Raw genomic sequence first — 11,330 nt, 5'->3', positions numbered from 1 at the left:
GGGTGGGTGGAGGGGCGCTGGTCGGCCTCGTAGCCCCAGGCCTTGCGGGCGACGCCGAAGTCGGTCCAGGTGTCGGCGAAGCGGGTGGCTTCGGCGCAGGTCTGGTAGCCCATGTACTCGGCGAAGGACTCGTTGAGCCAGATGTCGTCCCACCAGCGCAGGGTGACGAGGTCGCCGAACCACATGTGGGCCATCTCGTGGGCGATGACCATGGCGCGGGTCTGGCGTTCGGTGTCGGTGACGGCGGAGCGGTAGACGAACTCGTCGCGGAAGGTGACCAGTCCGGGGTTCTCCATGGCTCCGGCGTTGAACTCGGGGACGAACGCCTGGTCGTAGGAGTCGAAGGGGTAGGGCTCCTCGAACTTCTCGTGGTAGCGGTCGAAGCACTGCTTGGTGACCTCGAACAGTTCGTCGGCGTCCGCGTCGAGGTAGGGGGCGAGGGAACGGCGGCAGTGCAGGCCGAAGGGCAGGCCCCGGTGTTCGGTGGTGACGGAGTGGTAGGGGCCGGCGGCGAGGGCGACGAGGTAGGTGGAGATGAGCGGGGTGGGTGCGGCCTGCCAGCGGCCGTCGCCGAGGTGTTCGGTGATGCCGTTGGCGAGGACGGTCCAGTGCTCGGGGGCCTTGACGGTCAGCTCGAAGACGGCCTTGAGGTCGGGCTGGTCGAAGGCGGGGAAGACGCGCGGGGCGTCGTCCATGCAGAGGTTGGAGTAGACGTAGGTCTCGTCGTCGGTGGGGTCGGTGAAGCGGTGCATGCCCTCGCCGGTGCGGGAGTAGCGCATGCTCGCGTCGACGCGGAGTTCGTGTTCGCCGGCGGCGAGGTCCTTCAGGGGCAGCCTGTCGCCGTCCAGGGTCTCCGGGTCGAGGGGCTGTCCGTCGAGGGCGACGGAGCGCAGCTGTGCGGCCTTGAGCTCGACGAAGGTGTCGCCGTCCGTGCGCGCGGTGAAGCGGATGACGGTACGGGAGTCGAAGGTGTCGTCCCCGGTCGTCAGATCGAGGTCGATCGTGTACCGGTGGACGTCGAGGAGCTTGGCACGGGTCTGCGCTTCGTCGCGCGTCAGTACGGACATGCAGGACATGCTGCCTGATGGGAGTGGCCGGGCACAGGGGCGGATCGGTACGCGGCCTATGTCCGGTCCTGTTCGAGGCTGGTGTTGTGCGCCCCTTCCGCGCGCTGGAGCGGGACCTTGGTGTCCGGGTGGGGCAGGGCGGGGCGTACGGGGCGATCGCGGGCCTCGCCGTGGTCCTTGCCGTGGTCCTTGACGAGGGCGCGAAGGTCGCGGATCTCCTCTTCCAGGGCGAGTTGGCGGCGGTGGGCGTCGTAGAGGTAGCGGACCTTGGTGCGCAGGGCCCAGGGGTCGATGGGCTTGGTGATCAGGTCGGCGACGCCGAGTCCGAAGGCGGTGGAGGTCAGTTCGTGGTCGGTGCCGAAGCCGGTGAGGAGGACGACGGGGATGTGCTGGGTCTGTTCGAGGCGGCGCATGTAGCGGACGACGTCGAGGCCGCTGACGCCGGGCATGCGGACGTCGAGGAGGAGCAGGCCGACCTGGCCGCGGAGTACCTGCTTTAGCGCCTCGTCGCCGCTGGTGGCGCGGCTGAGCCGGTACCCCAGCGGGGCGAGGGCGCTCTCCAGGGCGTACAGCGTGTCCTCGTGGTCGTCGACGATGAGGATCTTGGCATCCGAGGGCATGGCCCGACGTCCCTCCCGCGTGGGACAACCAGCTTATGTCCGAGAAGCTGACGCGGAGTGCTCGCCAGCTGACAAGGAGTGCACAGCGCAGCATGCCTCTCGCGGGCCCGGCTGTCACGCCCTCATTGCGTCGTGCGAGGTCAGTTCGGTGTGGACGTCGTGCCGTTGACGGCGTCCTCCGCGATCCGCTCGTGGTGGCGGATCACCTCGGCGATGATGAAATTGAGGAACTTCTCAGCGAAGGCCGGGTCGAGCTTGGCGTTCTCGGCGAGGCTGCGCAGCCGTTCGATCTGGCGGGCCTCGCGGGCCGGGTCGGCGGGCGGCAGCTGGTGCTGGGCCTTGAGGTGGCCGACCTGCTGGGTGGCCTTGAAGCGTTCGGCGAGCATGTGGACGACGGCGGCGTCGATGTTGTCGATGCTGTCCCGCAGCCGAACGAGCTCCGCACGCACGGCCGCGTCCACGTCACCGGTTCCGTTGTTGCTGGTGGTCATGACGGACCAGCCTACGTGGCACCGGCACCGGGGATCCTGGCCGGATCGTCGCGATCGGACACGGCCTGGCTCCGCCGCCGGGGCGCGATGCCGACTCGGCGGGCCGACAGGCGGGGCGCAGCCTACGCGGCAGCCTCAGGGGCGTCGTGCTCTGGCACCGGGCGACTCCCCGGCCGGACGCGGTGCCGACACGGCGGGCCGACAGGCGGGGCGCAGCCTCCGCGGGGACGCGGGACCAGGGGATCGCGGGGCGGGAGTCGCCCCTACGTGGCGCTCGCGCGGGACCGCCTCGGGGGACGTCGTGCCCTGGCACCGGACGACTCCCCCGGCCGGACGCACAGCCGACAGGCGGGGGACACCCTGCGCGACAGCCTCCGCCGGGCGGCAGACATCCCTACGTGGCGCTCGCGCGCGGCAGTCTCGGGGGGTCGGTCGGGTCGGGGATCTGGTCGCTCCAGCCGCCGGGGACGGTGCGGCTCTGGGGGGCGCGGAAGCGGACGGGTGGGGTACCGACGCGGCGGGTGAAGAGGCGGGAGAAGTAGGCGGGGTCGTCGTAGCCGACGCGGCGGGCGACGGCGGCGACGGGGAGTTCGGTGGCGGCGAGGAGTTCCTTGGCGCGGCCGAGACGGATGCCGAGGAGGTAGTCCTTGGGGCTGCATCCGGCGCCGCGGCGCACCGCGGTGCGCAGTTCGGCGAGCGTCATGCCGTGCCGGGCGGCGTGGTCGGCGACGGACATGGGGGTGAAGGCGTCGCGGGCGAGGGCCTTGAGGACCTGGTGGCCGTCGGGGGTGAGGTCGGCGCGGGCGCGGCGCAGGGCGACGAGGAGTTCGTGCACGGCGGCGCCGGTCTCGACCTCCAGGAGGGGGTTGTCGCGGCGGGCGGCGCGGGCCATGCGTCCGATGACGGCGCGGGGGCCGGTGGCGTCGGTCAGGGGGACGACGGGCCGGTCGGGTTCGATGTAGCCGAGTTCGGTGTAGGTGGTGGTGGCGGGCCCGGTGAAGTCGACGAAGCCCTCGTCCCAGCCGGTTCCGGCGTCGGGCGCGTAGTGGTGGGGGACGCCGGGGGTGAGCCACAGCAGGGCGGGCGCGGTGACGGTCGTACGGCGGCCGCGGGCGTCCTCGTACCAGCCGCCGCCGGTGCTGATGACGACCGCGACATGGTGGTCGAGGGTGCGGGGGCCGACGGTGGGCAGGGCGCCGTACTGGAGGCCGACGCCGAGGCAGACGAGGCCGAGGCGGTGGTGTGCGGGCCCGGGCGTGAGGAACCGCATCCAGGTGTGGTATGTCAACGGGTCCTCCCTCTTCGGTTCCCGTGGATTCCCTTGGATTCCCGTGGATTCCCTTGGATTCCCTTCGGTCCAAGTGGCGCCGATCTTTGTCCATGGACCCTGACCTGCGCCAGAGGTGAGGGTGAGGCGTATGAGCGAGTTCACGGTGGGGGATGAGGACTTTCTGCTGGACGGGCGGCCGGTGCGGCTGCTGTCCGGCGCGCTGCACTACTTCCGGGTGCACGAGGCGCAGTGGGGGCACCGGCTGGCGATGCTGCGGGCGATGGGCCTGAACTGCGTGGAGACGTACGTCCCGTGGAACTTCCACGAACGTCGGCCGGGTTCCTACGACGATGTGGAGGCCCTCGGTCGTTTCCTGGACGCGGCGCGCGAGGCGGGGCTGTGGGCGATCGTGCGGCCGGGGCCGTACATCTGCGCCGAGTGGGAGAACGGCGGGCTGCCGCACTGGCTGACGGGACGGCCGCGGACGAGTGACGGGGAGTACCTGGGGCACGTGGAGCGCTGGTTCCGGCGGCTGCTGCCCCAGGTGGTGGCCCGGCAGCTCGACCGCGGCGGGCCGGTGATCATGGTGCAGGTCGAGAACGAGTACGGCAGCTACGGCTCGGACGCGGAGTATCTGCGCCGGCTGGCGGAGCTCCTCGTCGCCGAGGGCGTCACGGTCCCGCTGTTCACCTCCGACGGCCCCGAGGACCACATGCTGACCGGCGGCTCGCTCCCCGGTGTCCTCGCCACGGTGAACTTCGGCTCCCACGCGCGCGCGGCCTTCGACACGCTGCGCCGGCACCGCCCCGACGGGCCGCTGATGTGCATGGAGTTCTGGTGCGGCTGGTTCGACCACTGGGGCGCCGAGCATGTCGTGCGGGATCCCGCCGACGCGGCGGCTGCCCTGCGGGAGATCCTGGAGTGCGGGGCCTCCGTGAACCTCTACATGGCGCACGGCGGGACGAGCTTCGCGGGCTGGTCGGGTGCGAACCGGGGCGGTGGCGATCTGCACGACGGTGTGCTGGAGCCGGATGTGACGTCGTACGACTATGACGCGCCGATCGACGAGTTCGGCTTCCCCACGGACAAGTTCTGGCGCTTCCGGGAAGTCCTCGCCGAGTACGCGGACGGCCCGCTCCCCGAACTTCCGGTGCCACCGGCGCAGTTGGGTGCCCCCGCCGAGGTGGCGCTCACCGGCTGGGCGCCCCTGGGCGACGTACTGGAGACACTCGGCGGCCCGCGGACCACGTCCCCCGTCCCGCCGACCTTCGAGGAACTCGACGTGGACCGGGGCCTGGTGCGCTACGAGGTGACCGTCCCGGGGCCCCGGCAGCCCTATCCGCTGATCGCGCGCGGTGTGCGGGATCTGGCGGTGGTGTACGTCGACGGGGAGCGGGCCGGGGTGCTCACCGAGCGGGACGAGCGGTTGAAGGAGCCCGTGGCCGGGCACGCGCGCGTGGAGCTGTGGGTGGAGTCCCTGGGGCGGGTCAACTACGGGCCGCGGACCGGGGAGGCGAAGGGGATCACCGGGGGGCTGCTGCACGAACGGCAGTTTCTGCACGGGGTACGCGCGCGTGGGCTGCGGCTGGACGCGCTGGAGGACGTCGGCGGGGTCGCTTTCCGGCCGCTTCCCGAAGAAGGCGCCCCGGGTCTCTACCGGGGCACCCTCACCGTGCGGGGCGCGGGGGACGCGCTGCTGGAACTGCCGGGCTGGACACGGGGGTTCGTGTGGATCAACGGCTTCAACCTGGGCCGCTACTGGTCCGCGGGCCCGCAGCACGCGCTGTACGTGCCCGGCCCGGTGCTGCGGGAGGGCGACAACGACGTGTGGGTGCTGGAGTCGGAGGAGGCGTCCCGGGCGCCGCTTCTCAGGCGCCGATGACCTTGTGCAGGTGCACGTCCTGGTGGCCGCCGGGAATGCCCTCCGTGCGGCCGGTCTCGCGGAAGCCGAGGCCCTTGTAGAAGTCGGGGGCCTGGAAGGTGAAGGAGGAGACGATCATCTCGGTGCAGCCGCGCCGCACGGCCTCCTCCTCGGCGGCGCCCATGAGCCGGGTCCCCCAGCCGGCGTGGCGCTGGTCGGCGCGCACCCACAGCATGTCGACGGCGCAGCAGGAGCCCCAGATCCACGCGGTGAGCCCGCCGGCCAGCTCTCCGTCGGCGTCGGTGGCGCGCACGGTGAGGGGTGCCGGGGTGCCGGCGCCGGTCGCCTCGGCGTTGAAGGCGGTGAGTTCGTCGTCGAGGCGCTGCTCCAGGGCGTCGTCCTTGTCGCCGACGTGCAGGGAGGTTCCGGGTTCGGTGGTCACGGCCGGGAGTATGCCAGGGCGGCCGGGCGCCGGGGAAAAACCGCGCGCGTCCTCGTAGAGTGGAATCGGGTTCAGGCGTCTTGGGGGTACGGGCGTGGCGAACGACGGACCGGTCGAGCACGGCTACCCGCACCTGGAGACGGTGCGGGCCGCGATCACGGCCGTCTGGAAACGGCTGTCGTTCGACAGCGTCTGGACGTTCTCGACCAGCGTGGCCCCCTCCGACGTAGCGTTCTGCGACACGGACGATCTCCATCTGGGCGCGCAGCGGGTGGCCCGTGAGCTGGTGCGGCACTACCGGCTCCCCGACGCCCGGCTGATCGTGGGCTTCCGGGAGATGACGCATGCGGCGAACGTCGAACTGGCCGCCGGGCCCGAGTACTTCGTGGAGCTGAACGACCGTTTCCGTACCCATCGCCGGGACATCGGGGCGGCGCTGGCACACGAGGTGATGCATGTCTATCTGCACCGGCTCGGGCTGTCGTTCCCGGGGCTCAAGGAGAACGAGATCCTCACGGACACGGCGGCGACGTATCTGGGTGCGGGATGGCTGCTCCTTGACGCGTACCGGGAGGACGCGGCGTCCTCGCAGAAGCTGGGGTATCTGACGCCGGAGGAGTTCGGGTACGTGCTGGCGAAACGGTCGCTGGTGTTCGGTGAGGATCCGTCGGTGTGGTTCACCAGTCCGCAGGCCTACACGGCGTATGTGAAGGGCATGGCGAAGGCGCGGGAGGACGAGCAGCAGCCTCCGCTCAGCGCTGCCGGCTGGGCTGGGCGGCGGAGGTATGCGCGGGATCGGCGGGCTCATGTTCCACAAGCCGGTACGTCGTATGCGTTCACGCCTGATGGGGGTGGCGGCGGGCTGCGGGTGTCGTTTCCCTGTCCTACCTGTCGGCAGAAGATCAGGGTGCCGGTGCGGGGGCGGGTTCGGGCGCGGTGTGGGTTGTGCCGGACCGTTTTGGAGTGCGATACGTGATGGGTACGTCGTCGGGTGCAGGTGGGTGGGGGCTGGTCGCGCAGTTCCCCGCGCCCCTTAAAAGCAGGTGGGTCTCCCTACGCCCCGTAGACCTGCCCCGGGGTCCCTGCCTCCTCCAGCAGCTTCCGTGCCGTCTCTCCCGCCTCCTTCGGCGTCCACCTCTCCCCCTTGTCCGTGCTCGGGCCCACCCGCCAGCCCTCCATCACCGTGATCCTCCCGCCCTCCACCTCGAAGACCCGGCCGCTCACACCCTCACTCCCCGCCGACCCCAGCCACACCACCAGCGGTGAGACGTTCTCCGGCGCCATCGCGTCGAAGCCCGAGCCGGGCGCCGCCATGGTCTGGGCGAACGCCTGTTCCGTCATCCGCGTCCGCGCCGCCGGGGCGATGGCGTTGACCTGGACGCCGTACCGCGCGAACTCGGCGGCCGCGACCAACGTCAAGCCCACGATCCCCGCCTTCGCCGCGCTGTAGTTCCCCTGCCCGACCGAGCCCAACAGCCCTGCTCCGCTGCTGGTGTTGACCACACGCGCCACCGGCATGCGGCCCGCCTTCGCCTCCGCCCGCCAGTACGCGGCGGCCTGTTTGAGCGGCAGGAAGTGGCCCTTGAGGTGGACGCGCATCACGGCGTCCCAGTCGTCCTCGTCGAGGTTGACGAGCATCCGGTCGCGCAGGAACCCGGCGTTGTTGACGAGGGTGTCGAGGCGGCCGTACGTCTCCAGCGCGGTGGTGATCAGGGAGTTCGCCCCTTCGGTCGTCGCGATGTCGCCGCCGTGGGCGACCGCCTCGCCGCCCGCCGCACGGATCTCCGCGACCACCTGTGCGGCCGGGCTGTCCGCGTCGGGTGCCCCGTCGAGCCCGACGCCGAGGTCGTTGACGACGACATGGGCGCCCTCGGCGGCGAAGGCGAGCGCGTGCGCCCGGCCGAGTCCGCGGCCGGCCCCGGTGACCACGACGGTCCGTCCCTCGCAGATTCCGCTCATCTCAGGTCTCCTTGTTGGCAGTTGCTGCGTCCAGGAACGCCGGCCGTTCCCCGCCCCCGTGCACCAGCAGCGACGCCCCGGTGATGTACGCGGCGGCGTCCGAGGCGAGGAAGACGGCCGCGGCGCCGATCTCCGCGGGCTCGGCCAGCCTGCCGAGCGGGACGGTGCGGGAGACGGCGTCGACGCCGTCCTCGTCGCCGTAGTGGAGGTGGGCCAGCTCGGTGCGCACCATGCCGACGACCAGCGTGTTCACCCGTACGTCCGGCGCCCACTCCACCGCCATCGACCGGGCGAGGTTCTCCAGTCCGGCCTTCGCCGCCCCGTACGCCGCCGATCCGGGCGAGGGACGGCTGCCGCTGACGCTGCCGATCATGACGACCGAGCCCCTCGACCGTTTCAGGTGCTCGTAGGCGGCGAGGGAGGCCGTGAGCGGGGCCAGCAGGTTCAGTTCGACCACGCGCGCGTGCCGTTCGGCGTCCGCGGCCGCCAGCGGCCGGAACGGTCCGCCGCCCGCGTTGTTGACGAGGACGTCGAGCCGGGGCAACGCGGTGAAGAAGTCGCGTACCGCGCCCGGGTCCCGTACGTCCAGGGACACGAACTCGGTGCCCTCCAGGGGCACTTCGGGCGGCCGTCGCGCGCACACCATGACGTGCGCCCCCGCGCTCACGAACGCCCGCGCGATCCCGGCGCCCACTCCCCGCGTCCCGCCCGTGACGACCGCGGCCCTCCCCTTCAGCTCCATTCGCCGCTACCCTTTCCACCTAACAAACGTTTGGTGGAAAGGTAGCTGATGCTTCCATGGGTGTCTCCACCTCGTCCCCGGATTCGGGGCACGGAAAGGACGGCATCGCCGTCGTCACGGTCGACTTCCCCCCGGTGAACGCCCTGCCGGTGGACGGCTGGTTCGCGCTCGCCGACGCGGTGCGCGGGGCCGGCCGCGATCCGGACGTGCGGTGCGTGGTGCTGGCCGCCGAGGGCCGGGGGTTCAACGCGGGCGTGGACATCAAGGAGATCCAGGCACAGGGTTCCTCGGCCCTCGTCGGCGCCAACCGCGGCTGCTACGAGGCCTTTTCGGCGGTGTACGACTGCGAGGTCCCGGTGGTGGCGGCGGTGCAGGGCTTCTGCCTGGGCGGCGGTATCGGCCTCGTCGGCAACGCGGACGCGATCGTGGCGAGCGAGGACGCCGTCTTCGGGCTGCCCGAGCTGGACCGGGGCGCGCTGGGCGCGGCCACGCATCTGGCCCGGCTGGTCCCCCAGCACCTCATGCGCGCCCTGTACTTCACCTCGCGCACGGCGACCGCGGCGGAGCTGCACACGCACGGCTCGGTGTGGCGGGTGGTGCCGCGTGCCGAACTCTTCGAGGCGGCCCTGGAGTTGGCGCGGGAGATCGCTGCCAAGGACGGGGAGCTGCTCCGGCTCGCCAAGGCCGCCATCAACGGTATCGACCCGGTCGACGTGCACCGCAGCTACCGCTTCGAGCAGGGCTTCACCTTCGAGGCGAGCACCGCCGGGCTGGCCGACCGCATCCGTGACAGGTTCGGGAAGGAGGGCCGCTAGATGAGCGACGAAACCACGACCGGCAAGACCATGACCGCGGACGAGGCCGTGGCCCGGCTGCGCAGCGGCATGACCCTCGGCATCGGCGGCTGGGGCTCGCGCCGCAAGCCGATGGCCCTGGTCAGGGCGCTGCTCCGGTCGGATGTCACCGACCTCACGATCGTCTCGTACGGCGGCCCGGACGTCGGCATGCTGGCTGCGGCCGGACGGATCCGCAAGCTGGTGGCCGCCTTCGTCACCCTCGACTCGATCCCTCTCGAACCGCACTACCGCGCGGCCCGCGAGCGCGGCGCCTTCGAGCTGATGGAGATCGACGAGGCGATGTTCATGTGGGGACTGCACGCGGCGGCGAACCGGCTGCCCTTCCTGCCGGTGCGGGCGGGCATCGGCTCAGATGTCATGCGGATCAACCCCGGCCTGCGGACGGTGACTTCGCCGTACGACGACGGCGAGACGTTCGTGGCCGTGCCCGCCCTGCGCCTGGACGCGGCCCTGGTCCACGTCAACCGCGCCGACCGGCTGGGCAACGGGCAGTTCCTGGGCCCGGACCCGTACTTCGACGACCTCTTCTGCGAGGCGGCCGACACGGCGTACGTCTCGTGCGAACGGGTCGTCGACACGGCCGAGTTGACCAAGGAAGCGGCGCCTCAGTCACTGCTGGTCAAGCGGCATGTGGTGACCGGGGTCGTCGAGGCCCCGAACGGGGCGCACTTCACGTCGTGCGCGCCGGACTACGGGCGGGACGAGGCCTGGCAGAAGGCCTACGCGACCACGCCCTGGCCGGAGTTCGCCGCCCAGTACCTGAAGGAGGGGGCATGACCACGGTCACCCGCGCCGAGTACTGCGTGATCGCCTGCGCCGAGGCCTGGCGCGACGGCGGCGAGATCCTGGCCAGCCCCATGGGCCTGATCCCCTCCGTCGGCGCCCGTCTCGCGCGGCTCACCTTCGCCCCGGACCTGCTGCTGACGGACGGCGAGGCGATGCTGGTCCGCCCGGACGGCACCGTCGAGGGCTGGTTGCCGTACCGGCAGCATCTGGCCCTGGTCACGGGCGGGCGGCGGCACGTGATGATGGGCGCGAGCCAGATCGACCGGTTCGGCAACCAGAACATCTCCTGCATCGGCGACTGGGGGCAGCCGAAGCGGCAGTTGCTCGGGGTGCGCGGAGCGCCGGTCAACACCCTCAACAACCCGACGAGTTACTGGGTGCCCAGACACTCGCCGCGGGTCTTCGTCGAGAAGGTCGACCTGGTGTGCGGGGTGGGCTACGACCGTGCGGCGGGCGCCCGCTTCCACCGCATCCCGCGCGTCGTCTCCGACCTCGGTGTCTTCGACTTCGCGACGCCGGACCACTCGATGCGGCTGACCTCGCTGCACCCCGGGGTGAGCGTCGAGCAGGTGGCGCAGGCCACGGGGTTCGCGCTGAGCGTCCCGGAGGAGGTGCCGTACACGCGTGAACCGACCGCGGCCGAGCTGGAGTTGATCCGTGAGGTGCTCGATCCGGCCGGCGCCCGTTGCCGGGAGGTCGCCGTCTGATGGACACGGCACTCACCCGGCTGGTCGGGGTCCGCCATCCGATCGTGCAGACCGGGATGGGCTGGGTGGCGGGCCCCCGTCTGGTGTCGGCCACGGCGAACGCGGGCGCGCTGGGCATCCTGGCCTCGGCGACGATGACCCTCGACGGGCTGCGCGAGGCGGTGCGGGAGGTCAGGTCCCGCACCGACGCGCCCTTCGGGGTCAACCTCCGCGCCGACGCGGCGGACGCGGGCGACCGGGTGCGGCTGCTGATCGACGAGGGCGTACGGGTCGCCTCCTTCGCCCTCGCGCCCTCCGCCGAGCTGATCGCGGAGCTCAAGGAGGCGGGGGTCGTCGTCGTCCCGTCCGTCGGTGCCCGCCGGCATGCCGAGAAGGTGGCGGCGTGGGGTGCGGACGCGGTGATCGTGCAGGGCGGGGAGGGCGGCGGGCACACCGGCGAGGTCGCGACGACCGTGCTGCTGCCGCAGGTGGTGGACGCGGTGGACATCCCGGTCGTGGCGGCCGGGGGCTTCTTCGACGGGCGGGGGC

At 71.7% G+C, this 11,330-nt stretch carries 13 protein-coding genes; 6 read left to right on the top strand and 7 right to left on the bottom strand.

Going from position 1 to position 11,330, the window contains the following annotated elements:
• The 4 genes from HLK59_RS43940 to HLK59_RS43925 form a co-directional block, all read right to left on the bottom strand.
• Positions 1-1,076: M1 family aminopeptidase (locus tag HLK59_RS43940; protein WP_240982994.1), on the bottom strand; the 1,076-nt coding region annotated here is incomplete at its 3' end.
• 47 nt (positions 1,077-1,123) lie between these two features.
• Positions 1,124-1,687 carry a response regulator gene (locus tag HLK59_RS43935; protein ID WP_171147274.1) on the bottom strand — a complete coding sequence of 188 codons (564 nt, stop codon included), beginning with the start codon at positions 1,685-1,687 and terminating at the stop codon, positions 1,124-1,126.
• 140 nt (positions 1,688-1,827) lie between these two features.
• Complete coding sequence (locus HLK59_RS43930; protein WP_171147273.1) at positions 1,828-2,178, bottom strand: chorismate mutase; 351 nt, start codon at positions 2,176-2,178, stop codon at positions 1,828-1,830.
• 394 nt (positions 2,179-2,572) lie between these two features.
• On the bottom strand, positions 2,573-3,448 hold the full coding sequence (locus tag HLK59_RS43925; RefSeq protein ID WP_171147276.1) for an AraC family transcriptional regulator: 876 nt from the start codon (positions 3,446-3,448) through the stop codon (positions 2,573-2,575).
• A 148-nt stretch (positions 3,449-3,596) separates the two neighbouring features.
• Here HLK59_RS43925 and HLK59_RS43920 point away from each other — a divergent pair, with 148 nt between their 5' ends.
• A complete protein-coding gene (locus HLK59_RS43920) occupies positions 3,597-5,330 on the top strand; it encodes a beta-galactosidase family protein (RefSeq protein WP_171147272.1) in 1,734 nt (577 codons plus the stop codon).
• Here HLK59_RS43920 and HLK59_RS43915 read toward each other — a convergent pair.
• Positions 5,317-5,751 carry a GNAT family N-acetyltransferase gene (locus tag HLK59_RS43915; protein ID WP_346779956.1) on the bottom strand — a complete coding sequence of 145 codons (435 nt, stop codon included), beginning with the start codon at positions 5,749-5,751 and terminating at the stop codon, positions 5,317-5,319. The two genes, HLK59_RS43920 and HLK59_RS43915, sit on opposite strands and share 14 nt — an antisense overlap.
• A 94-nt stretch (positions 5,752-5,845) precedes the next feature.
• Between HLK59_RS43915 and HLK59_RS43910 the strand changes: the two genes are divergently transcribed.
• On the top strand, positions 5,846-6,727 hold the full coding sequence (locus HLK59_RS43910; protein ID WP_171147271.1) for a hypothetical protein: 882 nt from the start codon (positions 5,846-5,848) through the stop codon (positions 6,725-6,727).
• A 77-nt stretch (positions 6,728-6,804) separates the two neighbouring features.
• On the opposite strand, the gene HLK59_RS43905 is transcribed toward HLK59_RS43910, so the two are convergent.
• Together HLK59_RS43905 and HLK59_RS43900 are read right to left on the bottom strand one after the other, a co-directional pair.
• Positions 6,805-7,710: an SDR family oxidoreductase gene (locus HLK59_RS43905; protein WP_171147270.1), complete on the bottom strand. Its 906-nt coding sequence runs from the start codon at positions 7,708-7,710 to the stop codon at positions 6,805-6,807.
• A gap of 1 nt (position 7,711) precedes the next feature.
• Entirely contained in the window at positions 7,712-8,452 is a 741-nt protein-coding gene (locus tag HLK59_RS43900; RefSeq protein ID WP_171147269.1) for an SDR family oxidoreductase, read from the bottom strand.
• 56 nt (positions 8,453-8,508) lie between these two features.
• Between HLK59_RS43900 and HLK59_RS43895 the strand changes: the two genes are divergently transcribed.
• The 4 genes from HLK59_RS43895 to HLK59_RS43880 all read left to right on the top strand — a co-directional run.
• The gene (locus tag HLK59_RS43895) at positions 8,509-9,267 is read left to right on the top strand and encodes an enoyl-CoA hydratase family protein (RefSeq protein ID WP_171147268.1); all 759 of its coding nucleotides are present in this window, start codon (positions 8,509-8,511) and stop codon (positions 9,265-9,267) included.
• The gene (locus tag HLK59_RS43890) at positions 9,268-10,086 is read left to right on the top strand and encodes a CoA transferase subunit A (protein ID WP_171147267.1); all 819 of its coding nucleotides are present in this window, start codon (positions 9,268-9,270) and stop codon (positions 10,084-10,086) included.
• Positions 10,083-10,802: a CoA-transferase gene (locus HLK59_RS43885; RefSeq protein ID WP_171147266.1), complete on the top strand. Its 720-nt coding sequence runs from the start codon at positions 10,083-10,085 to the stop codon at positions 10,800-10,802. The genes HLK59_RS43890 and HLK59_RS43885 overlap by 4 nt, the downstream gene beginning before the upstream one ends.
• The coding region (locus tag HLK59_RS43880; protein WP_171147265.1) for a nitronate monooxygenase at positions 10,802-11,330 on the top strand (529 nt) is incomplete at its 3' end. The genes HLK59_RS43885 and HLK59_RS43880, both read left to right, overlap by 1 nt.

Origin of the sequence: Streptomyces sp. S3(2020) (assembly GCF_013044505.1) — a bacterium.
Classification (GTDB): domain Bacteria; phylum Actinomycetota; class Actinomycetes; order Streptomycetales; family Streptomycetaceae; genus Streptomyces.
The sequence above is the reverse complement of the archived record's forward strand: the minus strand, read 5'-3'. Positions and strand labels throughout refer to the sequence as shown.

Bases quoted from the DNA above. Each gene is read 5' to 3' on its own strand.
- HLK59_RS43900 (WP_171147269.1), bottom strand. From the start codon at position 8,452: ATGGAGCTGAAGGGGAGGGCCGCGGTCGTCACGGGCGGGACGCGGGGA.
- HLK59_RS43935 (WP_171147274.1), bottom strand. From the start codon at position 1,687: ATGCCCTCGGATGCCAAGATCCTCATCGTCGACGACCACGAGGACACG.
- HLK59_RS43890 (WP_171147267.1), top strand. From the start codon at position 9,268: ATGAGCGACGAAACCACGACCGGCAAGACCATGACCGCGGACGAGGCC.
- HLK59_RS43895 (WP_171147268.1), top strand. From the start codon at position 8,509: ATGGGTGTCTCCACCTCGTCCCCGGATTCGGGGCACGGAAAGGACGGC.
- HLK59_RS43905 (WP_171147270.1), bottom strand. From the start codon at position 7,710: ATGAGCGGAATCTGCGAGGGACGGACCGTCGTGGTCACCGGGGCCGGC.
- HLK59_RS43925 (WP_171147276.1), bottom strand. From the start codon at position 3,448: ATGCGGTTCCTCACGCCCGGGCCCGCACACCACCGCCTCGGCCTCGTC.
- HLK59_RS43920 (WP_171147272.1), top strand. From the start codon at position 3,597: ATGAGCGAGTTCACGGTGGGGGATGAGGACTTTCTGCTGGACGGGCGG.
- HLK59_RS43930 (WP_171147273.1), bottom strand. From the start codon at position 2,178: ATGACCACCAGCAACAACGGAACCGGTGACGTGGACGCGGCCGTGCGT.
- HLK59_RS43885 (WP_171147266.1), top strand. From the start codon at position 10,083: ATGACCACGGTCACCCGCGCCGAGTACTGCGTGATCGCCTGCGCCGAG.